A 25,188-nucleotide genomic window follows, 5' to 3' on the forward strand; every position below is an offset into this window, starting at 1 on the left:
GGGCTCAGCTCACCGGCAGCTCGCCTGAGGCGACCACGTCGCGGTACCAGTACGCGCTGTCCTTCCAGGTGCGCTCCATCGTGTCGCGGTCCACGCGGACGATGCCGAACCGCTTGGCGTAGCCGTGCGCCCACTCGAAGTTGTCCATCAGCGACCACACGAAGTACCCACGCACGTCGGCCCCACCGGCGATGGCCTCGGTGACGGCCGTCAGGTGGCGGTGCAGGTAGTCGATGCGCCGCTCGTCCCTGATCCGGCCGTCGCCGTCCACGACGTCGGCGAACGCCGCGCCGTTCTCGGTGATCATCATGGGCAGGCCGGGGTGGTCGCGGTGCAGGCGCAGGAGCAGCTCGGTCAGGCCGGTCTCGTCGATGTTCCAGCCCATCTCGGTGTACGGGCCGGGCTGGCGGACGAACTCGATGTCCTCGCAGGCGATCCACGGGGAGGCGGCGCCGTCGGCGTGGCCGTCGGCGGTCTCCCGTGAACTGACCCCGTCCCACTGGCGTACCAGGACGGGGTTGTAGTAGTTGACGCCGAGCATGTCCAGCGGCGCGCACGCGGCGGCCTCGTCGCCGTCGTGGACGAACGACCAGTCGGTCACCGAGGCGGTGTCGGCGATGAGGTCGCGCGGGTAGGCGCCCTCCAGCATCGGGCCGAGGAAGGCCCGGTTGGCCAGCCCGTCCGCGCGCCGTACCGCGTCGGCGTCGCGCTCGGACACACCACGCACCTGGTGCAGGTTGAGCGTGACCGACATCCGCGCGGCCGGGTCGGAGACCGAGCGCAGGGCCTGGACGGCCAGGCCGTGGCCGAGGTTCAGGTGGTGCACGGCGGCCAGGGCGGCGGCGGGGTCGGTCCTGGCCGGCGCGTGCACGCCGGAGGCGTAGCCGAGATAGGCCGAGCACCACGGCTCGTTCAGGGTGATCCAGGTGTGGACGCGGTCGCCGAGCGCCTCGCCCATGAGCTTGGCGTAGTCGGCGAAGCGCAGCGCGGTGTCGCGATGCGGCCAGCCGCCCGCGTCCTCCAGCTCCTGCGGCAGGTCCCAGTGGTAGAGGGTGGCCACCGGGGCGATGTCCCTGGCCAGCAGGCCGTCGACCAGGCGCGCGTAGAAGTCGAGGCCGGGCCGGTTGACGGCCCCGCGACCGCCCGGCTGCACGCGCGGCCAGGAGATCGAGAACCGGTAGGCGCCGACACCCAGGCCGGCGAGGAGGTCCAGGTCCTCCTCCAGCCGGTGGTAGTGGTCGCACGCCAGGTCGCCGGTGTCGCCGTTGGTCACCAGACCGGGCGTGTGGGAGAAGGTGTCCCAGATGGAGGGGCCGCGGCCGTCCTCGTCCCAGGCGCCTTCAACCTGGTAGGCGGCGGTGGCGGTGCCCCACAGGAAGTTCTCGGGGAAGGTGGGCATGTCACTCCTTCGAGCTGAGGGTGATCTCTATGTGGTCGGAGGCCGCAGCGCCGTGGACGCCCGCGTACCGCAGGTTCCAGGGGGCGGCCGTGCCCTGGACGCGGCGGGCGTGGACGCGGTCGCCCGAGCGGGACACCTCGAACACGGCCCCGGCGCCGCCGTCCACGGCGGGCACGGTGACGGTACAGGACGCGCCGTCGGCGAGCTGGTAGGCGGTCAGGGTGACGCCGTCGGCGTAGTCGTAGTCGGGCCGGTCCGCGCGGGCGCCCGTCGCCAGCACCGCTCCCGGCCGCACCAGCAGCGGCAGGCTGTCGAACCCGTGCCGCTCGGTACGCCAGCCGGGCCCGATGACGGTCGCGCCGTCGAGCAGCCGGGTCCACACGCCCTCGGGGACGTAGTAGGAAATATCACCATCCGCCGACAGCACCGGGGCCACCAGCAGATCGGGCCCGAGCATGTACTGGGCGTCCAGGTGGTCGCAGGCCCGGTCACCGGGGAACTCCAGGTGCATCGCCCGCATCATCGGCAGGCCCTCATGAACGGCCTGGACGGCGACTCCGTACAGATAGGGCATCAGCCGCAGCTTCAGTTCGGTGAAGGAGCGCAGCACGTCGACCGACTCCTCGTCGAACAGCCACGGCACCCGGTACGACCCGCTCCCGTGCAACCGGCTGTGCGACGACAGCAGCCCGAAGGCGACCCACCGCTTGAAGACCGCCGGATCCGGCCGCCCCTCGAACCCGCCGATGTCGTGGCTCCAGAACCCGAACCCGGCCAGGCCCAGCGACAGCCCGCCGCGCAGGCTCTCCGCCATCGCCTCGAACGTCGACTCGCAGTCGCCGCCCCAGTGCACCGGCAGCCGCTGCCCGCCGACCGTGGCCGCCCGCGCGAACAGCACGGCCTCGCCCGCGCCGCGCCGCTCGGCCAGTACGTCGTGCACGGTCTGGTTGTAGAGCAGGCTGTAGTAGTTGTGCATCCGCTCGGGGTCCGAGCCGTCGGCGTAGACCACGTCGGTGGGGACGCGCTCGCCGAAGTCGGTCTTGAACGCGTCCACCCCCATGTCGAGCAGCCCGCGCAGCTTGTCCGCGTACCATTCGCGGGCGGCCGGGGAGGTGAAGTCCACCACCGCCCGCCCCGCCTGCCAGTGGTCGTCCTGCCAGACGCGGCCGTCCGGGCGGCGCAGCAGGTGACCGGCCGCCGCCCCCTCGTCGAACAGCGCGGACGCCTGCCCGACGTACGGATTGAGCCACAGGCAGACCCGCAGCCCGCGCTCCTTGAGCCGGGCGATCATCCCCGCCGGATCCGGGAACACCTCGGGATCCCACTCGAAGTCACACCATCGGAACTGCCGCATCCAGAAGCAGTCGAAATGGAACACACTCAGCGGCAGCCCCCGCTCGGCCATCCCGTCCACGAACGACGCCACCGTGGCCTCGTCGTAGTCGGTCGTGAACGACGTGGACAGCCACAGCCCGAACGACCACGCGGGCGGCAGCGCCGGCCGGCCGGTCAGCGCCGTGTACCGGCGCAGGATCTCGGCGGGCGTCGGCCCGTGAATGATCAGGTATTCCAGGTCGTGGCTCTCGGTGCTGAACTGCACCCGCGACACCGTCTCCGAGCCGACCTCGAACGAGACCCGCCCGGGATGGTTGACGAACACCCCGTAACCGCGGTTGGTGAGGTAGAAGGGGATGTTCTTGTAGGCCATCTCGCTGCTGGTGCCGCCGTCGTCGTTCCAGATGTCGACCGACTGCCCGTTGCGCACCAGCGGGCCGAACCGCTCGCCCAGCCCGTACACCAGCTCCCCGGCGCTCAGCCGCAGTTGCTCGACCATGAAGTGCCGTTCGTCGGCGTCGTGCATGACGCCCAGGCTCTTGCCGGCGCTGCGGGTCAGCTCCCGCCCGTCCGCGCTGAAGGACATCTCCCACGGCAGGTCCCTGCGCACCTTGACGGTCAGGGCGCCGCTGGTCAGGCTCGCCTCCTCGCCGTCCACGGCGATCTTCACCGCGGGCGCCTCGTCCCGTACCTGGAAAACCGGCGCGGCCGGTACGGACCCGGCGAGGTGCACCGTACGGACCCTGATCACGTCCGGCATGGGGGACGACAGGTCCACCCGCAGGACCGGCCCGTCGATGGTGTTGCCGCGACGGGTGATCGGCCGCGTCGGTGCCAGCACCCGCAGCGAGGCGGCGTCCGCGGTCACGTCGTGGGCCGCGGTGGCGTAGTCGCCCCGCATCCCGGGACGCATCCGCCAATAGCCGTCTTTGAACTTCATGACAATCCGTTCGTGAGTGGGCTGGAGGGCCGTTTCCCGGGGGAGGGCCGTTTCCCGGGGGTTAGCCCTTGACGCTGCCGGCCACGAGATCGAGCCGCCAGAACCGCTGCAGGAACAGGAACAACGCGATGATCGGGATGATCGACAGCAGCGAGCCACTGATCACCAGGCTGTACAGGGCCGGCTGCGAGGCGCCCCGGTTGAGCAGCGAGTAGAGCCCCACGGTGAGCGGGAAGCGGTTGTCGTTCGCCAGCATGATGTACGGCAGCAGGAAGTTGTTCCAGATGCCGATGAACTGCAGCAGGAACACCGTCACCAGCCCCGGCGTCATGATCGGCACGCCGACCGACCACAACAGCCGGAACTCGCCTGCCCCGTCCATCCGGCCGGCCTCGAGGATCTCGTCCGGCACGGCCGCGGCGGCGTAGATGCGGCACAGGTAGATGCTGTACGGGCTGATGACGCTGGGCAGGATGACCGACCAGTAGGTGCCGACCAGCCCCATGTCCGACAGCAGCAGGTACTGCGGGATGGCCAGGGTGATCTGCGGCACTAGCACGCCGGCCAGCAGCGCCCCGAAGATCAGCCGCTGCCCGGCGAAGCGGAACTTGGCCAGGGCGTACCCGCACGCGGCCGACACGACCACGGTCAGGAACGCGCCGCCGCCGGCGTAGATGAGGCTGTTGAGCATCCACAGCCAGAACCGCCCGTTGCCGTACTCGCTCAATGCGGCGATGTTCCCGGTGAAGCCGCCGTTGAAGCTGGGCCAGCCGGAGAACGTGGTGAACAGCTCCTCCGGGCCCTTCGTCGCCGCGATCATCACCCACAGCAGGGGCAGCAGGGCGTACACGCCGCCGAGCGCCAGGATCAGCGTGGGCACGATCTTGGTAGGCGCTCTCATCGATCGCTCCTCGCGCTACGGGTCCTGAAGACGGCCAGCGCGCCCAGCGACAGCAGCACCGTCGCGCCGGCCAGCAGCACCGAACTGGCCGCGCCCAGGTAGATGTCGTTGTCCACGAACGCCTGCTGGTAGATCCGCATCAGGGGCACCCAGTCCTGGCTGATGGCGTTGGTCATCGGCCGCAGTGTGGCCGGTTCGCTGAAGACCTGCAGCATGCCGATCAGGGTGAAGACCGAGGTCATGGTGAGCGCCGGGCGCAGGAGCGGCACCTTGATCCGCAGCGCGATCCGCCATTCACCGGCGCCGTCGATGCGGGCGGCCTCGTACAGCTCCTTGGGGATGGCCCGCAGCGTGGTGTAGAGCACCACCATGTTGAACCCGACCGACCCCCACACGGCGATGTTGGCCACCGAGAAGAAGATCGACACGTCGCCGAAGAAGTCCGCCGCCGGCAGGCCGGCCCCCTCCAGGGCGGCGCTGATCGGGCTGACCGCCGGCAGGTAGATGAACCCCCACAGCAGGCTGGCGATGACGCCCGGCACCGCGTACGGCAGGAAGATCGTGATCCGCGAGGCGCGCTTGCCCCCGACCCTGGGCGCGTCCAGCAGCAGCGCGAACAGCAGGGCCAGGCCCATGGTGGCGGGCACCATGATCACGCCGTAGCCGAGCATGCGCTGCATCGCCTCGTACAGCGCCGAGTCCTGGATCGCCTCCAGGTAGTTCTCCAGGCCGATGAACACCTCGGTCCGGATGCCGAACCCGGCGCCCCGCACCCGCATGGCGTGCAGGCTCAGCCAGATGGCGTACCCGATCGGCACCACGATGAAGACCGTGAACAGGATGACGGCCGGCGCCGCCATCAGGTACGGCGCCCGCTTCTGCTTTCCGGTCATCCGCCGACGACCTGGTAACCCTGCTTCTTCAGGTCGGCGACGCTCGCCTGCTGCACCTGCGTGGCCACGGCCGCCAGGTCGGCCTTGTTCTTGACCGCGGTCGGCAGCTTGTCCTCGAACTGGCCGTAGGAGACGTTGGTGTTCGGCCCCCAGCTGTCGAAGCCGCGCGCTGTCTTCGAGATCTTCGAGGCCGACTCGTAGTAGTCGGGCTGGCCGGTCATGTACGCGGGCGCGGCGTCCAGCCCGCCGGAGGTCTGGCCGAGCGTGGCGGCCGGATAGAGACCGATCTCGACGAGCACCTTCAGTGCCTCGGGGTCGGTGCTCAGCCACCTGGCGAACTTCGCCGCCGGCGCCTTCTGCTTGGAGGTCGCGCTCACCGCGGTGGACGAGCCGCCCCAGAAGCCGGTGACGTTCTCGCTCGCGCTCCACTGCGGCAGCGGGGCCATCTTCCACTTGCCCTTGCTGGAGGGGGCGACGCCCGCCAGGACGCCGGAGCCCCAGACCGCGCTGGGCCAGGCGATGATGGTGCCGTCGTTCATCTGGCTGTTCCACTGCGGTGTGTACATCGGGTCGCCGAGCACCGCGCCCGAGTTGACCAGCCCGCCCCAGAAGCCCAGCACCTTGCGGGTGGCGGGGTCGTCGATGGCGACCTTCCACGCCTCCTTCTCGTTGGACCACCAGTTGGCCCCGGCCTGCTGGGCGAACCCGGCCACCCAGCCGGCGTCGCCGGGAGAGAACGTGGTCAGGTAGCGCTTGGCGTCCTTCTGCCGGACCGTCTCGGCGAGCGCGCCGAACTCCTCCCAGGTCTTCGGCACCGTAAGGCCCAGCGTCTCGAAGAGGTCCGCGCGGTAGAAGAGCATCATCGGGCCGACGTCCGCGGGCACCGCGTAGGTGGCGCCGCCGAAGGAGGTCAGGTTCCAGGTGCCTTCGGGGAAGGCGGACTTGACCGGTGTGATCACGTTGGTCAGGTCCTGAAGGGCGTTGTTGGTGATCAGGGTCGGCAGCGACTGGTACTCCGCCTGAAGGACGTCGGGTGCGTTGCCCGCCTTGACCGCGGTCAGGAACTTGGCGATCAGCTCGTCGCTGGCGGCCTGGCCGCTGAGGGTGACCTGCTGGGTGGGGTTCTTCTTGTTCCAGAGGTCGACGACGCGCTGGATGTTCTCCGCCCAGCTCCAGAAGACGAGGGAGGCCGCGGCGTTCTCGTCCCCGGCGACGGGGGAGGGAGCCGGGGCGACGGCGTCGGAGCCGGAGTCGTCGGTGCCGCAACCGGCCAGGAGCAGCGTGGCGGCCGACGAGGCGAGGAACGTTCTTCTACGCAAGGGGATCTCCAAAGTGGGGTTGAACTCGGGGGCGCAGCGCGGCGACCGCACGTGGCGTGAGCGTGACGTGGCCCGTCGCGGGGGATCCGGTCAGCAGGTCATCGGCCGCGTGCGGGATCGGCACCCGTACCGTGGCGGTGCCGTGGTTGAGCAGGAACAGGACGTCGCCACGGCGGACCGCCTCGACGCCCGGCGGCAGGTCGGGCAGGACCCCGCGCACGCCCGCGTCGGCCAGCAGCCGCCCGGCCAGCGCGCCGAGCGCGACCGGCTCGGGCATGGTCGCCACGTACCAGGCGACGCCCTGCCCGGCGCGGTGCCGCAGCACGGCGGGGTGCCCGGCGAGGTCGCCCTCGGCGAACTCGGCCACCGCCTCGGCACCCTCTGTGGCGACCAGCTCGGTCCAGGTGTGCGCGGCGAACTCGGCGCCGCCGGTCAATGCGTGCGCGGCGAGCTCGGCGCCGCCGGTCAATGCGTGCGCGGCGAGCTCGGCGCCGCCAGTCCGTGTGTGCGCGGCGAGCTCGGTGCCGCCGGTCCACCGGCAGCGCACGGGCCGGTCCTCGGGCGCGGGCAGCCACTCCTCGCCGGACGCGCCGAGCACCTCACGCAGCGGCGCGGGAAACCGCCCGGTACGCACGTGCGCCCGCGGGTCCACGATCCCGGAGAACGGCCCGACCATCAGCACACCGCCGCCGTGTACGTACGCGGTCAAGGCGGCCGCGTCCTGATCGCCGACGAGATAGAGGTTCGGCACCACGACCAGCGGATAGCCGCTCAGCTCGGCCGAGGGCGGCACCAGGTCCACGCTCACGCCGCGTTCCCAGAACGGCAGGTAGTAGCTCAGGAGCTGGTCCGGTGCGTTGAGGCGGTCGCTGGGCCGGCCGCGCTCCTCCAGCGCCCACCAACTCGCCCAGTCGAACACCATCGCCACCTGCGTCGGCACCGGTTCGCCCGCCACGGGGGCGAGCTGGCGCAGTTCCTGGCCGTGCGCGCGGACCTCGGCGTGCAGGCGCGTGTCCGGGCCCGCGTGCGGCACCATCGCGGCGTGGAAGCGCTCGGCGCCGAAGCGCGAGGCCCGCCACTGGAAGTAGCACAGCCCGTCCGCGCCGCGGGCCACCGCCTGCAACGATTCGAGTCTGAACTGCCCCGGCGGCTTGGGCAGGTTGTGCGGGCGCCAGTTGACGCCGTTCGTGGCCTGCTCCATCAGCAGCCAGGGCCGTCCCTGGCCGAGCCCGCGCATCAGGTCGTGCGTGAGCGCCGTCCGCGCGGGGGAGAGCGGGTCCGCCGGGTCGGGGTACCAGTCGTTGGAGACGATGTCCTCTTCGCCGGCCCACGACCAGTAGTCCACCGGCTTGAACAGGCCCATGAAGTTCGTGGTGACCGGCGTGCCGGGGGTGCGTCCGCGCAGGATGTCGCGTTCAGCCCGGTAGTGGGCGAGCAGCGCGTCGGAGCAGAAGCGCTGCCAGTCGAGCCGCTGCGTGGGGTTGATCATGTACGGGGCGCGGCGCGGGGGGATGATCTCGGCCCAGTCGCTGTAGCGCTGGCTCCAGAACGTGGTGCCCCACGCCTCGTTGAGCGCGTCCAGGTCGCCGTGGCGGTCCTGGAGCCAGGTGCGGAACGCCGCCGCGGACTCGTCGCAGTGGCAGATCTGGCCGTACTCGTTGCCCACGTGCCACAGCGCCAGGGCGGGGTGGGCGGCGTACCGGTCGGCTAAGTCGGTCACGATCGCCAGCGCCCGCTCCCGGTAGACCGGCGACGACGGGCAGAACTGGTTGCGCGAGCCGTACCAGAGGCGGTGCCCCGACTCGTCGACCGGCAGCGTCTCCGGCCAGCGGTGTCCCAGCCACGGCGGCGGCGAGGCGGTCGGCGTGGCCAGGTCGACCGCGATCCCGGCCGAGCCGAGCAGGTCGAGCACCCGGTCCAGCCAGCCGAAGTCCCGCGCGCCCGGCTCCGGCTCGATCCGCGCCCAGCTGAACACACCGACGGTGACCAGGTTGACCCCGGCCGCCTTCATCAGCTCGACGTCCTCGGCCCAGACCTCCTCCGGCCACTGCTCGGGGTTGTAGTCCCCGCCGAACAGCAGCCCGCGCCCGTCGGTCAACGTGTGCATCCCCAGCTGCGGTCTCATGCCGTAGCCGTCCTCTCTTCGCGTGGGGGTGCGGAGCTGTCACCGACCACCAGGCGGCAGGGTACGAGCCGCTGCTGTGGCGGGCCGTCGCCCAGCAGCCGGTCGATGAGCATGCGCGCGCCGAGCCGGCCCAGCTCGGCGCTGGGCGGCTCCAGCGTGGTGAGCCTGGGGTGGAACATCTCGGCGACCCGCGCCGACGACAGCACCAGCAGCAGCGTCAGGTCCTCCGGGATCCGCCAGTCGCGCGCCGCCACGGCGGCGATCACGCCGACCGCCGCGTGATCGTCCATCACGGCCAGCGCCGTCACGTCGGGATGCGCGGCGACCAGCTCCTCGAACGCCTGCCGCCCCTCCTCGGCCGAGCCCGGGCGGAAGTCGTCCACGTAACCGATCCCGGCCGCGCGGGCGGCCTCGGCGAACTCGATCTCGGCCCGGATCGCGGGCCCGTACTGGGCCGCGTACGTGTCGGTCGACAGGTTGAAGAAGGCCAGCTTGCGATGCCCCAGCCCGGCCACGTGCGCCACGGCGTCCCTGGCCGTCGCCGCGAAATCGATGTCGGCGTAGTCGATCGAGCCGGGCTCGCGGGTCCGCCCTATCATGCTGAACGCGACCCCGGCCGCCGACAGGAACGCCGGCCGCTCGTCGTCGAGGCCCACCTCCATCAGCAGGACGCCGTCCACCAGCCCCAAGCCGGTGAGGTGGCGCAGCTCCTCGATCGGATCCGCGTTCTCGGGAGAGAGCAGCAGGTGGTAGCCCAGCTCGCTGGCCGCCTCGGCGGCGCCGGTCGCGAACTGCATCTCGGTGAGCCCGAACCCGCTGCGCGGGGCGGGGAACAGCAGCGCCAGGATGCGCGTCCGCTTGCTCTGCAGGCCCCGGGCCAGCAGGTTCGGGCGGTATCCGAGCTCGGCCGCGGCCTGCTCGATACGCCGCTTGGTCGCCGCGGCCACCGGGCGGGTGCCGTTGAGCGCGGCGGAAACGGTGCTGACCGCCACCTGCGCCCGCTCGGCCACGTCATGTATCGAAGGCATTCCACTCCGGCCCTGAGCTCGGCCGCCGATGACCGGCCTGTACGGTTGTCGAAACGTTTCGCATAACCTAGAGTCCGTTTTGTGGAGATGTCAATATCGTTAAATCTGCCGTCCTAAATACGGCGTCGCGTCATCCGCTCGCGGCCGACCGCCTGGTGTTGAGCTGGTCGAACCCGACCGCGACGAGGATGAGCACGCCGATGGCGATCTGGAGGTAGAAGGCGTTGATCGCCAGGAGGTTGCCGCCGTTGTTGAGTACGCCCATGATCAGCGCTCCGGTGGCGGCGCCGATCGCACTGCCCTTCGCGCCGAACAGGCTCGCGCCGCCGATGACGCAGGCGGCGATCGCGTTGAGCTCGAAACCGGTGCCCGCGGTGGGGATGCCCGCTCCCAGGCGGGAGGCGAGCAGCACCCCGCCGAGACCGGCGAGCAGACCCGAGATCATGTAGACCGAGATCGTCACCATTCGCACGGGGACGCCCGCGAGGCGGGCCGACTCCGGGTTCGAGCCGACGGCGTAGATGTAGCGGCCGAAGACCGTCCGGGCCAGCACGAACCACATCACGGCGGTGATCGCCGCGGCGATGATGAGGAGATTGGGGATCCCCAGGACCGTGCCGTTGGCGATGACCTGGAATGCGTCCGGTACGCCCTGAATGGTCTGGGCATCGGTGGTGACCAGGACCAGTCCGCGGGCGATGCCGAGCATGCCCAGCGTCGCGATGAACGGCGGCAGCAGGGCCCGGGTCACCAGCAGGCCGTTGACGATCCCGAGCACGGTGCCGATCGCGACACCGAGCAGGATCGACGGCAGGATCGGCACGCCGGCGACCAGGAACTGCGCGGTGGAGGCGCCGGACAGGCCGAGAATCGACCCGACCGACAGGTCGATCCCGGCGGTCAGGATGACCAGGAGCTGGCCGACCGCGATGATCCCGAAGATGGCGACCTGGCGGGCGAGGTTGGCCAGGTTGTTGCCGGTGAGGAACTCGTCGCTGGCCAGCGTGAGGGCGCCGATCGCCACGAGCAGCACGACGAGCCCGCCGCTCTCCCGTCCGGCGATGTCGCCCAGCGTGATGACCCGTCGCCTCGGCTCGGCCTTCGTCTCGGCCGCCTGCCTGGGCTGCGGCACCGTCTCCAGTGCCGCCGCGTCGTCCGCCTCGACTGCTCCGCCGGGTGGCCGGTTGGTGATCGTCGTGGTCTCGATCGGCTCGCGCCAGATCAACTTAGGCATCTCGGCTCACCCCTCCTGGGTCGTCCGGCGTCGGTGGAGTCGCGCTCCGCGGGGGCGGGACCTCGTCCGCGAGCGACGGGGCGCCGTCCGTGCCGTCCGGACCCTCGTCCGCGGCGGGCGGCGGCTCGGCGCCTCCGCTGCCGCTCGCCAGGCGGAGCACCTCCTCCTCGGTGGCGGAGCCGGGAAGCTCGCCCGCGACCGCCCCGTCGCGCAGCACGAGGATGCGGTCGGCGAGCCCCAGCAGTTCCGGGAGGTACGACGAGACCACGATGATCCCCAGCCCGCTCGCCGCCAGATCACCGATGACGGTGTAGAGCTCGCCCTTGGCCCCGACGTCGATGCCCTTCGTGGGCTCGTCGAACATCAGCACCTTCGGTTTGGTGAGCAGCCAGCGGGCGAGCAGCACCTTCTGCTGGTTGCCGCCGGACAGCGTCGACACCGGCTGGTCGTAGGAACCGGCCCTCAGCCGCAGGCTGTCGAGCAGCCGGTCCGCCTCCTCGGCCTGTTCGCGGCCAGGCAGGAGGCCGTGGCGAGAGCCGCTGCGCAGGCTCGCGATGGTGACGTTCTCCCGGATCGACAGCTCCGGCAACAGGCCCAGCACCTTGCGGTCCTCGGTGAGGAGCCCAACCCCGGCGTTCATCATCGTGCGCGGTCCGGACGGTTTCACCGCCTTCCCCCCGACCTCCACCTGACCGGCCACGATGGGAGCGGCGCCGAAGATGGACAGCAGCAACCCGCTCCGTCCCGCCCCCAGCAGCCCTCCGATGCCGAGGATCTCCCCGGCCCCGACGTGGAGGTCGATGCTCGGCGAGCCGTCGAACCGGCGCAGCCCCCGGACCCGCAGCGCGGGCGTTCCCGCGTGCCGGTGGGTCTCCGGGTAGAGCGAGCTGATCTCCCGGCCGACCATGGCGGTGATCAGCCGGTCCTCGTCGTACCCGCTGATCGGACCGGCCTCGGACAGGCCCCCGTCCCGCAGGACGGTCACCCAGTCGCCGATCTCGAACATCTCCTCAAGCCGGTGGGTCACGTAGAGCATCGCGATACCGCGCTCGCGCAGCCGCAGGATGTGCTGGAGCAGCCGTTCCGACTCCGCCTCGGTGAGTGCCGTGGTCGGCTCGTCGAAGACGATCACCTTGACGGAGTCCGCGGTCAGCACCTTGGCGATCTCCACGAGCTGGCGCGTGGCCGCCGGGAGCCGTTCCACGATCGCCTGCGGGCTGAGCTCCGTCAGGCCGACCTCGTCGAGGGCCTTCCTGGCGCGGGCCTGCAACCGGCTCCTGGCGATGATCCCGGTGCGGGCGGGAAGGCGGCCCATGAACAGGTTCTCCGCGACCGACAGGTGGGGCAGCAGGCTGAGCTCCTGGTAGACGGCCTGGACGCCGGCCGCGCGGACGGATGCCGGGGTCGGCGTGGTGACCGGCCGGCCGTCGATCTCGTAGCTGCCGCTGTCCCTGCGCAGCGCACCCGTCAGCACCCGGATGAGGGTCGACTTCCCGGCGCCGTTCTCCCCGGCGAGGCAGTTCACCTGGCCGGGGACCAGCCGGAGCGAGACGTCGCTGAGTGCCTGGACGGGGCCGAAGGCCTTGGAGACGCCGTGCAGCTCGACGACGGGATCGGCCATCATTCGGCCTTCATCGTCGGCGGGTTGAGCAACTGCTTCACGTCGGGCTCGGTCATGTTCGCCTTGTCGGCCACGACCGCCCCAGGATCGATGTCACGCGGCGGGATCCGCTTGACCGTGGCCATCCCGGCGGCCAGGACACCCTGGTAGCCGAAGAAGTAGGGGTTCTGCACCACCAGCGCGTCGATGGTGCCGGCGGACAGTGCGGCGTTCTCCTGCGGGTCGGAGTCGAACGCCACGACGGGGACGGTCTCGGCGGCGTGGTTGTCCTGGATCGCCCGAGCCGCGCCGACACCTGAGGTGTTGTTGTCCGCGAACACCCCCGCCAGATCCGGGTTGGCGGTCAGCGCGTCGTTGACCTGGGAGGCCGCGGTGTTGATGTCGTTGTTGTTGAAGCGCTGCAGCGTCACCTTGACCTGCGGGCAGTTGATCGCGATGCCCTGCTTGAAGCCGGCGTCCCGGTCGACGAGTGACTGGATGCCGGCCACGGAAGACTCGATCATGACGCTGCCGCTCGTCTTGTTCCGCGCCTTGAGCAGCTCGCACATGCGCTTGCCCGCCTGCATTCCGGCCTTGAGGTTGTCGGTGCCGATGAACCCCTCCGAGGGGGTGGTCACGCGGCTGTCCACGGTGATGACCTTGATGCCCGCCTTGCGCGCCCGGTCGATCGCCGAGTTCAGGGCGCTGGAGGAGTTGGGCGCGATGACCAGCCCGTCAGCGCCCCGGGAGATGGAGTTCTCCACCAGTTGCACCTGCTGGTCGATGTTCGTCTCGGACGTCGGGCCGAAGGTGCTCACGTTGAGCCCGAAGTCCCCACCCGCCTGCTTGGCCCCGGCGATCATCGTCTGCCAGAACGAGGAGTCGCTCGCCTTGATGATCACGTCGATCTTCTTGCCACTGGCCGCACCGCCCGCGCCGCCGCCCGCCGCCTGTACGGCCGAGCTCGTCGCCCGGCCGCCCACCACCCCGAGCACCAGCGCCACCAGCGCGATGGCCGCGACCAGTGAGAGCGAGAAGACGATACGAGAACGAGCCATGACGGCCTCCTGAAAGGTGTCTCAGACGGCAGCCACGCTCGGTCGTGTTTCTCGACGCCCCCGGAGAACTCCTCATTCCCTTCCAGCAAAGCCCGGGAATTCACTGGTTGGAGCTAGTAAAGAGAAAAGAACGCATTACTCGCATCCGAGCTGTGAGGTGACTACAGAAGGATGCGTCTGTGCCTCGTGTCCTGGCGAGGAAGCTGGACTCTGGCGAGTTCGCGCAGCGCTCGCGACGCGCCGCTCCGCCTGGCCAGGGCAAGAGCCTGACGGGCCGTCTCGGCCGACCGCTCCCTTTCGTGGGCGTCGGCGTACGCATGGGCCATGCGGGCCATGGCGTACGCGATGACATAAGTCGGCTGCGCCTTCGGCGGTTCGTGTTCCAGGATCTCGATCGCGCCGCCGGCCTGCCCGAGATCGACGAGGCATCCGGCGCACAGCGCGTTGTGCGCTTCGGCGGAACTGTCGAATCGGTAGGGCGTCTCGTCGCCGGGTTCCGCCAGCGACTGCGCCGACTCCTCCAGGCGGCGACGGCACATGTCCACGTCCCCGGCGAGGGCGTGACCTTGCGCTTCGTGATCCCGCGACAGGGCGTCCACCCGGGGCGGAAGGTGAGCGCGTTCGCGGGCGGCGACGGCGAGGTCGACGAGCCGGCCAGGATCACTGATGTCGCGAAGACCGCCCCGCTGGGCGAGCGCATACGCCTCCAGCAGCGCGTCCGCCGCTTCACGCGCGTCGCGGATGGCCTCGTCCGACCACGCCAGCGCCCCGTCGGAGTCGCCGGCCTCGTGGTGCATGCGACTGATCAGCTCCGCGTTCTCCGCGGCGAGCATCAGGAAGGCCCGCCGGACAGGCGGACCGGCCTCGCGGTGGAACTCCTCGATCCCGGCGAAGACCGGCCGCAGCACGTGGATCAGGTCGGCGGGCCGGAGATCGGTCCGCGTGTAGGCGTCGAGGGTGGCCTGGAAGTAACGGACGGTTCCCTCATCGGCTCGCTGGGGTGCCTCGATCGCCCGGCCGGTGCGCTCCTCCTCCTCGGCGGTGAACATCCCCGCCTGCAGCGGAATGCCGGTGAGGTAGTGCCACAGAGTGGTGCCGGCCGCGTCCCCGACGAAGAGATCCGCCTCCGCCACGCCGAACGCCCGGCAGAGCAACTCCGCGTACGACTCGTCGGGCCGCCGCTCGCCGTTCTCCCAGAGACGGATCATCGAGCTGAGCGTCTCCGGTGCGGGCAACTGATCACGCGACGTCTCGTCCGCCGCGTCGGCCAGCCGTCTCCCGAGCTCCCGGTGACTCCACAGCCGTCCTCGGCGCAGGACCCGCAGACGCGCGGCCCAGATCGGAACATCGATGTCGACCATTGGCGTTCCCCCGACCGCCTAGGTGATTTGTACCTATTGTCCCCTTTTTGGAACTGTCTAGTTAGCCCTGAATCGGGAAATCAGCTTCGGTGGAAGTAGTGGCCCTTGTCGAGGTCGTCGATGAGCCCGGGGTGGGTCGGCTGCCAGCCCAGCAGCTCGCGGGTCAGCGTGCTCGAGGCCGGGCTGTCGGCCCCGAGGAAGCCGGCCAGCCAGCCGAAGTGCTCGCCCGCGTTCTCGGGAGAGATGGCGGCCACCGGGATGCCGAGCTGCCGGCCGATCACTTCGGCGACGGTCCGGATCGGCACGCCCTGGTCGGCGACGACGTGCAGCACCGATCCCGCCGGGGCCTCCTCCAGCGCCAGGCGGAACACGTGGGCGGCATCGAGCCGGTGCGCGGCGGGCCAGCGGTTGGACCCGTCGCCGAGGTAGCCGGAGACGCCCTTGTCGCGGGCGATGCCGACCAGGGTCGCCATGAAGCCGTTGTCTCCTTCGCCGTGCACCGTCGGAGGGAGTCGTACCACCGACGAGCGGACGCCGCGTGAGGCGAGGGCGAGCGTCAGTTGCGCGGTGGTGAGCCGAGTCCGCGCACCGCCGCTCGGCTGCCCCGCACCATGGCCGTCCTGTTCGGTCGCCACCCGCCCCGGTGCGAGTCCGACCAACCCCGAGGCGAGGACGAACGGCCGATCAGAACCCGCCAGTGCCTCGCCGAGAGCCTCGACAGCGCGCCGATCCGCGTCGACGGCGCCCTGGAAGTCTCCCGAGAAAGCGATGTCGTGCTTGAACGCGAGGTGGATCACGCCGTCCGACGCGGCAGCCGCACTCCGCAGGCTGTCGAGATCATCAAGCGTGCCGCGATGCACCTGCGCCCCGGCCGCGGTGAGGGCGGCGGCCGAGGCGTCCGAGCGGGCCAGCCCGGTGACCTGGTGGCCCGCGCCGATGAGCTCGGGGACGACGGCGGAGCCGATCCAGCCGGACGCGCCGGTGACGAAAACGCGCATGAGAAGACCTCCGGACGAGACGTGATGTCAGTTGCTGTCATCACTGTAGCAAGCATGTCAGTCACTGTCATCAACTATGATCTGGGCATGGGGCGATGGGAGCCGAACGCGCGCGGCCGACTTGAGCAGGCGGCACTGGAGCTCTACGGCGAACGCGGGTACGAACAGACCACGGTGGCCGAGATCGCCAAGCGGGCGGGGCTCACGGAGCGAACGTTCTTCCGCCACTTCGCCGACAAGCGCGAGGTTCTGTTCTGGGGCCAGGGCGCACTGCAGGAGCTCCTCGTGCAGGCCGTCGCCGACGCGCCTGGTTCCGCGGCGCCGATCGACGCGATAGCCGCAGCCCTGGAGGCCGCCGGCGCCCGGTTTCAGGAGCGCCGCGAACACTCCCAGCAGCGCCACGCCATCATCGCCGCGAACGCGGAGCTTCGAGAGCGTGAGCTGATCAAGCTCGCCTCGCTCGCCTCGGCGCTCGCCGACGCGTTGCGCCTGCGTGGCGTCACCGACCCGGCCGCGAGCCTGGCCGCCGAGGCCGGGCTCGCCGTCTTCAGGATCGCGTTCGACCGCTGGATCAGCGACACCGGCCGGCCGGACTGGGCGCACGTCATCCGGGAGTCGATGGACGAGCTGAAAACCGTGACCGCGGGCAGTTCGAGAGCGAACACAAGGTAACCATCACGTTACCGATCACTGATATCTGTTGTTTGCAGACCCCAACCGCTATGTGATGTGGTTACTGATCATTTACCGAGTTCTTCACTAAAGGGGTCAAATGACGACGAGCCTCCCCTCCTTCCCGGTCATGGACGAAAACCCGCTCGACACCTGCATCCGGTTCCGGGAGATCGCTCCCGTGGTCGAGGTGGAGTTCCCAGGGGGTGTGCCCGCCTACCTGGCCCTGACCCACAAGGCGGTACGGGAGATCCTCGCCGGGGACAACAAGACCTTCCTCAGGGATCCCCAGCACTGGCCCGCGCTGCACGACGGCTCGATTCCCGAGGACTGGCCGCTACGCGCCATCATTCAGGGCGGCCACCTGGCCACCATGGACGGTGGCGACCACAGGCGGCTGCGCGCTCTGATCAGCAAGGCGTTCACGCCCGCCCGGGTGCAGGCCATGGAGCCGCGGATGCAGCAGATGGTCGACGACTTACTGGATGAGGTGGCGGCCGCCGGTGACGGCGTCGACCTGGTTCCCACCTTCACCGAGGCGCTGCCGATGTGGGTGATCTGCGAGCTGTTCGGCGTGCCCGCCGAGGACCGGCTCCGGCTGCGGAAGTGGACCGCCACGCTGCTGGCGCACACCACTCCGCCGGAGGTGGCGTTCGCGACGCAGAACGACCTTCAGGCCTTCCTGCACGCACTTGTGGAGCGCAAGCAGCGCGAACCGGCCGACGACCTCACCACCGGCCTGGTTCAGGCCCGCGACGAGGGTGACCAGCTCACCACCGACGAACTGGTCGGCGTCCTGTGGATCATGCTCGTCGCCGGCCACGAGACCACCGTCCACCTGCTCGGGTACGCCATCGTGGCGCTGGCCCAGAACCCCGGCCAGCTCGAGCTCGCCAAGGCCGGGGACCGGTGGGCCGACGTGGTCGAGGAGACCGTGCGCTACCGCCACTCTGTGATGATGACCAGCTTCCGTTTCACGGCGGAGGACGTGACCATCGCCGGGGTGCACATCCCCCAAGGCAACGCCGTGGGTGTGGTCTACCAGGCGACCGGCGTCGACCCGGCGGAGCATGGCGCGAGCGCCGACCAGTTCGACATCACCCGCGAGCAGACCGGGCACCTCGGCTTCGGTCACGGCCCGCGGTTCTGCATCGGGGCGCCGCTGGCCCGGATGGAGGGCCGCCTGGCGCTCGACTCGCTGTACCGGCGGTTTCCGGGGCTCAGCCTCGCGATCGACCCCGACGACATCCCGTACTCCCCGTCGTTCTTCACGATCGGCCCGCTGACCTTGCCGGTCAACCTCGGCATCGCCACGCCCTGACGCGCCCACGTCTGGCCCGGGCAGCCGATGGTTGCCGGGCCAGACCGGTTTCCGGGTGCCGGGTCTCCCGTGTCAGTACATCTTTGTGGTGGTGCGCTGGACGGCGGCGGGGGTCAGGCGGATGCCCTTGGCCGTGACCTGGTGGCTGCGGTTGTCGGTGACCCGCACGGTGAAGGGGCCCTGGCCCACGCCGGACTCGGCGATCCAGTAGTTGTAGTCGGCCCGGGCCAGCTTGCGCCACGCGCCGCCGGCGCCCTTCACCTCGACCGACGTGAGCGGGTTGCCGTGGTCGATGACCAGCAGGGCCAGCCACCACTGCGACGACCCCTCCTTGACGCGGAAGGACAGTGGGCTGCCGACGCGCGGGTTGGAGACCGGGCGGTACGTGACCCCTACCAGGCCCTTGCCGGGGTCCGCGACGCGGGCGAAGGCCGTACGGCTCAGGTCGATGTGCCCCGCCTGGCACTCCGGGCACTGGTCGACGACCTTGACCCGGACGGTGCCCTTCGGTCCGGTGACGTCCAGGTAGCCGCCGCAGGCGGCCGCGGCGGCGTACTCGCCGGGGGAGAGGGCGACATAGAGGTTGCCGGCGGGAGATGACGGATACGAGCAGTTGCCGCCCCCCGACTGGAGCTCGTACAAGGTCGCCTGCCCCTTGATCGCCTTCGCGGCCGTGGTCTCTCCTTGTGCCAGGGCGGGGGATGGGAGAAGCGAGGTCGCGGCGAGCGCGGTAGCGAGAACGGAGGGTAAAAGTCGCATCCGGGGTTCCTCTCGTACGGGACGGATGCGACAGTAGCGAAATCAGTGCATCACGGTACGGTAAAGCACTAGATATCCGGATGTGATGATCTGGACCTGTCACGTGAACAGCTGGCCGCCATTGACGTCGATGGTGGCGCCGGTGACGGCCTTGGCGTGGTCGGAGGCGAGGTAGACGACGGCGCGGGCCACGTCCTCCTCCGTGGCGATGCGGCGCAGCGCCATCTCCGAGACGTCACGGGCGAGGATCTCCTCGAACGTCACGCCTTCCGCCGCCGCCCGGGTACGCATCCACTCGTCCAGCACCTCGCTGGCGATCCAGCCGGGCGCGACACAGTTCACCCGCACCCCGTACGGCCCGAGCTCGTCGGCGAGGCAGTGCGACAGCAGGTGCGCGGCGGCCTTGCCCGCGGCGTAGTCACTGCGCCCCGCGTAACCCGTGCGGGACGACATGGAGGTGATGTTGACGATCGAGCCGGAGCCCTGGGCCACCATGTGCGGCGCGATGAACCTGCAGGCCAGCAGCGTGCCGTAGCCCCCTGTCTCGACGGCCCCGCGCCAGGTCTCCAGGTCGTCGACCGACATGTCGAGCACGTTCCTGCGGTGCGATCCGGGAAAGGCGGCGTTGACCAGCACGTCCACTCGGCCGAACCGCTCGATCACGGTGCCGGCCAGCCGCCGTACGTCGTCGATCCTGGTCACGTCGGCGGGTACGGCCAGCGCGCCCGGCACCTCGGCGGCGGTCTTCTCCACGGTCGCCGCGGTGCGGGCGGCCACGACGACCCTGGCGCCCTCCTCGCCCAGCAGCCCCGCCAGCGTCCGACCCAGCCCGGGGCCCGCCCCGGTGACGACCGCGACCTTGCCATCCAGCAGCACGCCATAACACTACCAAGCGTTTGCTCAGTCGCCGCCGATTCGGTTGCCTTTACCGCGTGCCGCGCCTGGGCTGCGCCACGCCATCCACAACGCGGACGGCTCACCCCGCGATGACTTGCACCACGGGGCGGCCGCGATTCTGCTTGAACGCGATCCCGCTGCCGGCCGACGGGTCGTCCACCGCAGCGGTCGCCTGGGTCAACGCGCTCTGTCCTCGTCGTCCTCATCAGGGATGGGAGGCTCCGTCATTGTGGCGGCAGCCTGGGCGGCGATGGTCGTGCTCGGCGTGTCGGCCGCGCTCGCGGCCAGCGTGGTGAGTGCGGTCGAGCCGATGATTGCGGATGCCACCACGGCGGCGGCAACAAGAAGGCGTTCGAACATCAGAGATCACTCCGTGAGGTGATGAGCGTCCAGATGATTCTGGGCTGACGGAGCGTCGACTTGGGCTCCCCGGGAAGCGCCAGAACGGCGCATCGAACATTTCTCACTCTAGCGGGGGTGGTCCGCGGGGTCTCTCGGCAAGAAGCAAAGCACTGCAAAGTCCGCGTGCCGCATAATTCCGACCTTGACCGACAGAATGGATCATGTACTGTGAGCCCGGCATATCCTCCAACGGCCTGGAGTCCGCCTTGCCGCATATGTCTCGCCGCCAGGTCCTCTCCCTGCTCCCCGCCGCCGGTCTGCTCGCCGTAGCCTCCCCCTCGCGTGCCGCGGCAGGGGTCGATCACGCGCGGCTGCTCGCCAACACCGTGGCGATCTTCGCCGGCACTCCGGACATCAACGCCCGGCCCGAGGTCGCCGGCAATCTCGCGGCGATCCTCCGGACCGCCAAGCAGCGGCTGGCCGCCATGGACCAGGCGGGCGCCGGCGAGCTGTTCTCCGGCCTGCGGCTCGGCACCGACGACGCCAACCTGCGACTGGCCTTCCAGTACCTGTACGAGATCGCGCTCGCGACCCGCACACCAGGCGGCGCGCTCGACGGTGACGCCGCCGTCCAGCGGCGGGTCGCCGACGGTCTGCTGTGGTTGCACGAGCGCTACTACGGCGACCAGTCGGCCGGCTACTACGGCAACTGGTTCAACTGGGAGATCGGCATCTCCACCCAGGTGAGCAGGACGCTGGCCCTGCTGGCCGAACGGTTGCGCGAGGAACGGCCCGACCTGACGGCGACCTACATCGCCTCGATGGACGCCTACCTGCGCAACGGCAAGAACGGCGACGTCGACCTCGACTCGCGCTTCCACACCGGCGCGAACCTGGCCGACATCACCGGCAACCGGATCCTGCAGGGCGCGCTCACCGGCGACGACGCCCGCGTCGGCAAGGCCATCTCCGACCAGGCCACCGTCTTCGCCACGATCGACCCCTACAACCTCCAGCACGGGGTCACCGACGGCTACTACCGCGACGGCTCCTTCATCCAGCACGACTCGGTCGCCTACACGGGCTCGTACGGGAAGGCCCTGCTCACCCGCGTCGTCCAGACCCTCAAGATGCTCGAGGGCGCGACGAGCGGTGGCACCTCCGACGACCTGGCCGGCGTGGTGTACCGCTGGGTCGCCGACGGCTTCGCCCCGCTGATCTTCGAGGGGTGGATGATGGAGATCGTCAAGGGGCGGGCGGCCTCGCGCACCACCACCGGCTACGCCGACGTCGGGGTGGTCGTGGAGGCCATCGCCGACCTGGCCGACCACGTCGAGGGCGCGGGCGCGCTCGCCCTGAAGAAGTACGTCAAGTTCCTGCCGGCCGCCGACACGGCCGCCTTCGTCTCCCCGGTCAGTGTCGCCCGGTACGCGGCCATCCGCGCCGACTCCGCCATCCCGGCCGCCGACCTGAACGCGCCCGAGCGCTGCGTGGCGTTCAACGCCATGGACAGAACCGTCCACCGGCGCCCCGGCTACGCCTTCGCCCTGGCGCGCAGCTCCGACCGGATCAGCAAGTACGAGTACATGAGCGGCGAGAACCTCATGCCCTGGTTCCAGGGCGACGGCGCGTACTACCTCTACCTCGCGGGCGAGGACCAGCGCGAGGTCTTCGGCGTCGACTACTACACGGCCGTCTCGCCGTACCGGCTGGCCGGGATCACCGCGCCGGTGCAGGAACGGCGGACGGTGCCCGAGCTGTACGGCCGGCTCTGGTACGAGAACCCGGGTCACCCGCTGAACTTCACCTCCTCCTCGGAGTCCCAGAACACCTACGTGTACTTTCCCCGCGCCGGGAACTCCTTCTCCGGCGGCGCGACGCTCGGCGCGTACGGCGCGGCCGGCATGGTCCAGTCCGACGACGCCGCCTACACCGCCAAACAGGCGGGCATCCTGCCCGACGACTTCGTCGCCTACCAGAACGCCCGCGCGACCAAGTCCTGGTTCATGCTCGACGACGAGATCGTGGTGCTGGCCGCGGGCGTCTCGGGTGAGGGCGGCCGCGATGCGGTGACCACCGTGGACAGCCGCATCGCCGCCCCCGGCGACGCGGTCGTACTCACCGGTGAAGGCTGGAACGGCAGAGCCTGGCAGACGGGCGACACCACGCCCCCGCGCTGGCTCCGCTACGCCAACGACACCCGCCGTACCGCGGTCGGCTACGCCTTCCTCACCAAGCAGCCCGTCGCGGTCGGACTGGAGACGGTGACCCGCAGCCGCAGAGTCGTGCGCACGTCCAATCCCGACACCAGCGTGACCAAGAACGTCTTCACCGCCTCCATCGCCCACCCCACCACCGGCGCCGTCCCCGCCCTCGCCTACGCCCTGGTCCCGAACGCGACCGAGACCCGCCTGCGCGGCTACGCGAACGGCCGGCTGACCGTCCTGGCCAACGACCGGCACGTACAAGCGATCAAGCACAAGACTCTCGGGATCGTCGCCGCCAACGTCTTCTCCGACGGCCCGCGCCACGCCGAACGCCTGCTCATCGACGGCCCCGCCTCGGTCATCGTGCGGTTCGGCAAGCGCACGGTCGTCGCCCTGTCCGACCCCACGATGAAACGCGACCGCGTCTCCGTCGTCCTCCTCGGCGCACCCCTCAGACTCGACACGGCCGACGAGGGAGTGACGGTACGGCGCGTACCGGGCGGCACCCTGATCCAGGCGACAACCCGGCACACCCACGGCCGCACCTTCACCGCCACCCTGCGCTGAACCGGCCCCACGCCACGAAGACGGCCAGGGCGATCACGCGGGCCTTCGACACAGTGATGGTAAGGAGATCGATACCTGAAGTATGGTCTGTTGTATGGCGACCAAGAAGGTAACGGTGACGATCCCCGAGGAGCTTCTTGAGGAGATCCGCGCGGATGCGGCCGATCGGGGCCTGTCGGCGTACGTCGCCGAGGCGTTGCGTTTCAAGCGTGACCGGGACCGGTTGCTGGAGCTGGTGACCTGGCTGGGAGAAGAGTACGGCCCGGTCACCGGCGAGGAGCGCGCGGCAGCGATCGAGGAACTGGAAGATCTCGACGCCGAGCACGAGCGTCGCCGCGCCGGCGGAAAGCGCGACGCGTGAGAAAGGGAAGCGGTGAGCACGGGCAGATGCCGCTGCGGATCTTCGTGCTCGACTGCGAGGCCTTGTCCTTGGCCGTGCGGGGCGACCGGAAGATGATGGCGTGGCTTGATCTGGCGGCTCGGGGTCAGGCGGAGGTGGTGACGTCTCCGATGACGGTGGTCGAGGCGTTCGACGGCCGGATTACCGAGCAGCGCTGGGACTGGGTGCTGTCCAGGCTCAATGTCGCCGACATCGGGAAGGATCAGGCCCGTCGGGCCCGCCGGCTCCTGGCCGATGCCAAACTGCACGGTCACAAGCACGCGATCGACGCGGTGCTCGCCGTCATCGCACGACAGCAGAAGGGACAGGTCACCGTGTTCACCTCGGACGTGGACGATCTGGAAAAGCTGCTCCCGGACGCGATCGTCGTCAAGAAGGTATGACCTTCCAGGCAATCCTGCTGCGCGGCCTCACGGAGGCTCTGTACGTCCGCCGTGAGTGGATCGTGCTTGTCACCGGAAATTTCGCCGTTATTGGTCCGTAGGCGGATTTCGGTCCTTACCATAATGCCCGCGGTGATCACCGGTGAAAGTCTCCGGTGCGGACACCGCCGGGAGTCTCAACGTGCGAAAGATCGCAGCCACCACCCTCGCCATCCTCATCCCCCTGGCCGGAGCCAGTGCGGCTCCGGCTGCGGCCGAAGCCGCACCTGACCGGTCCCAGGTGGTCATCATCGGCCACCGCGGCGCGGCGGGTCACCGCCCCGAGCACACGCAGGGCGGCTACGAGTTGGCCGTGGCCATGGGCGCCGACTGGATCGAGCCCGACCTGGTGCCGACCAAGGACCACGTGCTGGTCGTCAGGCACGAGAACGAGATCTCCGGCACCACCGATGTGTCGCTGCGCCCCGAGTTCGCCGCACGCAAGACCACCAAGGTCGTCGACGGGCGCAACGTGACCGGGTGGTTCACCGAGGACTTCACGCTGGCCGAACTGAAGACGCTGCGCGCGGTCGAGCGACTGCCCGCGATCCGCCAGCGCAACACCGTGTACAACGGCTACTACCAGGTGCTCACCTTCCAGGAGGTGCTCGACCTGGCCAAGCGGCTCTCGCGCCAGTACGGCAAGCAGGTCGGCGTCTTCCCCGAGACCAAGCACCCGACCTACTTCAGGTCGATCGGGCTGCCGCTGGAGGAGCCGCTGATCGAGACCGTCAAGCGCAACGGGCTTAACCGGCCGAACAGCGCGGTAGTGGTGCAGTCGTTCGAGCCGTCCAGCCTGAAGCGGGTGGCCAAGGACCTGCGCGTGCCGCTGTGGCAGGCCCTGGGCACCACCGGCCAGCCGTACGACCTGACAGCGGCCGGAGACCCCACGACCTACGCGGACATGATGAAGCCCGAAGGGCTGGCGAAGATCGCGCAGTACGCGCGGTGGATCGGGCCGGACAAGTCATCGGTGATCCCGGTCAACCCGGACGGCAGCTCGGGCACCCCGACGACGCTGGTGTCCGACGCGCACAAGGCGGGGCTGAAGATCGGCGTGTACACCTTCCGCAGCGAGAACCAGTACCTGCCCCTGCAGCTTCGCCGCGGTCAGATCCCGACTGACCACGGTGACGCGCTGGCGGAGTACCGCGCGCATCTGGACCAGGGCGTGGACGCCTTCGTCGCCGACTATCCCGACACCGCCGCCCTGGCCAAGGCCGAGCGGGGCCAGCCGCACAAGCAGGTGCAGCCGAAGCAGTTCGACAACGGCCTGCCTGAAGAGGGTCAGCAGTAGACGGAGTAGACAAGGGGGCCGCCTCGGCACAGAGGCGGCCCCCTTTCTCGTTGGACCGGGCATCGGTCTCGTTGGACCGGGCATCGGTTTTCGGCCAGGCCCATACGGGCGGC

21 protein-coding genes are annotated in these 25,188 nt (G+C 69.9%); 6 read left to right on the plus strand and 15 right to left on the minus strand.

Going from position 1 to position 25,188, the window contains the following annotated elements:
* Window positions 1-4 precede the first annotated feature (4 nt).
* The 12 genes from AB0F17_RS50880 to AB0F17_RS50935 form a co-directional block, all read right to left on the minus strand.
* On the minus strand, window positions 5-1,399 hold the full coding sequence (locus tag AB0F17_RS50880) for a GH1 family beta-glucosidase (protein ID WP_358039414.1): 1,395 nt from the start codon (window positions 1,397-1,399) through the stop codon (window positions 5-7).
* 1 nt (window position 1,400) lies between these two features.
* Window positions 1,401-3,674, minus strand: coding sequence for an alpha-xylosidase (gene yicI, locus AB0F17_RS50885; protein WP_358039417.1), 2,274 nt, complete (start codon window positions 3,672-3,674; stop codon window positions 1,401-1,403).
* A 61-nt stretch (window positions 3,675-3,735) separates the two neighbouring features.
* Window positions 3,736-4,575, minus strand: a complete 840-nt coding sequence (locus AB0F17_RS50890; protein WP_358039420.1) for a carbohydrate ABC transporter permease — start codon at window positions 4,573-4,575, stop codon at window positions 3,736-3,738.
* Window positions 4,572-5,468: a sugar ABC transporter permease gene (locus AB0F17_RS50895; RefSeq protein WP_358039423.1), complete on the minus strand. Its 897-nt coding sequence runs from the start codon at window positions 5,466-5,468 to the stop codon at window positions 4,572-4,574. Before AB0F17_RS50895 ends, AB0F17_RS50890 begins: the two co-directional genes overlap by 4 nt.
* Window positions 5,465-6,787, minus strand: coding sequence for a sugar ABC transporter substrate-binding protein (locus AB0F17_RS50900; protein WP_358039426.1), 1,323 nt, complete (start codon window positions 6,785-6,787; stop codon window positions 5,465-5,467). Before AB0F17_RS50900 ends, AB0F17_RS50895 begins: the two co-directional genes overlap by 4 nt.
* Window positions 6,780-8,912: a beta-galactosidase gene (locus tag AB0F17_RS50905; protein ID WP_358039429.1), complete on the minus strand. Its 2,133-nt coding sequence runs from the start codon at window positions 8,910-8,912 to the stop codon at window positions 6,780-6,782. Before AB0F17_RS50905 ends, AB0F17_RS50900 begins: the two co-directional genes overlap by 8 nt.
* On the minus strand, window positions 8,909-9,940 hold the full coding sequence (locus AB0F17_RS50910; protein ID WP_358039432.1) for a LacI family DNA-binding transcriptional regulator: 1,032 nt from the start codon (window positions 9,938-9,940) through the stop codon (window positions 8,909-8,911). The genes AB0F17_RS50905 and AB0F17_RS50910 overlap by 4 nt, the downstream gene beginning before the upstream one ends.
* A gap of 130 nt (window positions 9,941-10,070) precedes the next feature.
* On the minus strand, window positions 10,071-11,174 hold the full coding sequence (locus AB0F17_RS50915) for an ABC transporter permease (RefSeq protein ID WP_358039435.1): 1,104 nt from the start codon (window positions 11,172-11,174) through the stop codon (window positions 10,071-10,073).
* A complete protein-coding gene (locus AB0F17_RS50920; RefSeq protein ID WP_358039438.1) occupies window positions 11,167-12,798 on the minus strand; it encodes a sugar ABC transporter ATP-binding protein in 1,632 nt (543 codons plus the stop codon). The genes AB0F17_RS50915 and AB0F17_RS50920 overlap by 8 nt, the downstream gene beginning before the upstream one ends.
* A complete protein-coding gene (locus AB0F17_RS50925) occupies window positions 12,795-13,832 on the minus strand; it encodes an ABC transporter substrate-binding protein (protein ID WP_358039441.1) in 1,038 nt (345 codons plus the stop codon). The genes AB0F17_RS50920 and AB0F17_RS50925 overlap by 4 nt, the downstream gene beginning before the upstream one ends.
* A gap of 161 nt (window positions 13,833-13,993) precedes the next feature.
* Entirely contained in the window at window positions 13,994-15,193 is a 1,200-nt protein-coding gene (locus AB0F17_RS50930; protein WP_358039443.1) for a hypothetical protein, read from the minus strand.
* A gap of 80 nt (window positions 15,194-15,273) precedes the next feature.
* The gene (locus AB0F17_RS50935) at window positions 15,274-16,191 is read right to left on the minus strand and encodes an SDR family oxidoreductase (RefSeq protein ID WP_358039446.1); all 918 of its coding nucleotides are present in this window, start codon (window positions 16,189-16,191) and stop codon (window positions 15,274-15,276) included.
* A gap of 54 nt (window positions 16,192-16,245) precedes the next feature.
* Between AB0F17_RS50935 and AB0F17_RS50940 the strand changes: the two genes are divergently transcribed.
* Together AB0F17_RS50940 and AB0F17_RS50945 are read left to right on the plus strand one after the other, a co-directional pair.
* Window positions 16,246-16,863 (plus strand): helix-turn-helix domain-containing protein, encoded by a 618-nt coding sequence (locus AB0F17_RS50940; protein ID WP_358039449.1) that lies wholly within the window; start codon window positions 16,246-16,248, stop codon window positions 16,861-16,863.
* 100 nt (window positions 16,864-16,963) lie between these two features.
* A complete protein-coding gene (locus tag AB0F17_RS50945) occupies window positions 16,964-18,184 on the plus strand; it encodes a cytochrome P450 (protein WP_358039451.1) in 1,221 nt (406 codons plus the stop codon).
* Between the two features lie 72 nt (window positions 18,185-18,256).
* On the opposite strand, the gene AB0F17_RS50950 is transcribed toward AB0F17_RS50945, so the two are convergent.
* From AB0F17_RS50950 to AB0F17_RS50960, 3 genes are all read right to left on the minus strand, one after another.
* Entirely contained in the window at window positions 18,257-18,943 is a 687-nt protein-coding gene (locus AB0F17_RS50950; protein WP_358039454.1) for an expansin EXLX1 family cellulose-binding protein, read from the minus strand.
* A gap of 99 nt (window positions 18,944-19,042) precedes the next feature.
* A complete protein-coding gene (locus AB0F17_RS50955; RefSeq protein WP_358039457.1) occupies window positions 19,043-19,819 on the minus strand; it encodes an SDR family oxidoreductase in 777 nt (258 codons plus the stop codon).
* Between the two features lie 198 nt (window positions 19,820-20,017).
* Window positions 20,018-20,200, minus strand: a complete 183-nt coding sequence (locus tag AB0F17_RS50960) for a hypothetical protein (protein ID WP_358039460.1) — start codon at window positions 20,198-20,200, stop codon at window positions 20,018-20,020.
* A gap of 203 nt (window positions 20,201-20,403) precedes the next feature.
* Here AB0F17_RS50960 and AB0F17_RS50965 point away from each other — a divergent pair, with 203 nt between their 5' ends.
* The 4 genes from AB0F17_RS50965 (at window position 20,404) to AB0F17_RS50980 (ending at window position 25,075) form a co-directional block, all read left to right on the plus strand.
* Entirely contained in the window at window positions 20,404-22,956 is a 2,553-nt protein-coding gene (locus AB0F17_RS50965) for a polysaccharide lyase family 8 super-sandwich domain-containing protein (protein WP_358039463.1), read from the plus strand.
* A 94-nt stretch (window positions 22,957-23,050) separates the two neighbouring features.
* Window positions 23,051-23,317, plus strand: a complete 267-nt coding sequence (locus AB0F17_RS50970; protein WP_358039466.1) for a CopG family transcriptional regulator — start codon at window positions 23,051-23,053, stop codon at window positions 23,315-23,317.
* On the plus strand, window positions 23,314-23,739 hold the full coding sequence (locus AB0F17_RS50975; RefSeq protein WP_358039469.1) for a PIN domain-containing protein: 426 nt from the start codon (window positions 23,314-23,316) through the stop codon (window positions 23,737-23,739). The genes AB0F17_RS50970 and AB0F17_RS50975 overlap by 4 nt, the downstream gene beginning before the upstream one ends.
* A gap of 181 nt (window positions 23,740-23,920) precedes the next feature.
* The gene (locus AB0F17_RS50980) at window positions 23,921-25,075 is read left to right on the plus strand and encodes a glycerophosphodiester phosphodiesterase (protein WP_358039472.1); all 1,155 of its coding nucleotides are present in this window, start codon (window positions 23,921-23,923) and stop codon (window positions 25,073-25,075) included.
* Window positions 25,076-25,188 lie beyond the last annotated feature (113 nt).

The organism is Nonomuraea sp. NPDC026600, assembly GCF_040638335.1.
GTDB lineage: Bacteria > Actinomycetota > Actinomycetes > Streptosporangiales > Streptosporangiaceae > Nonomuraea.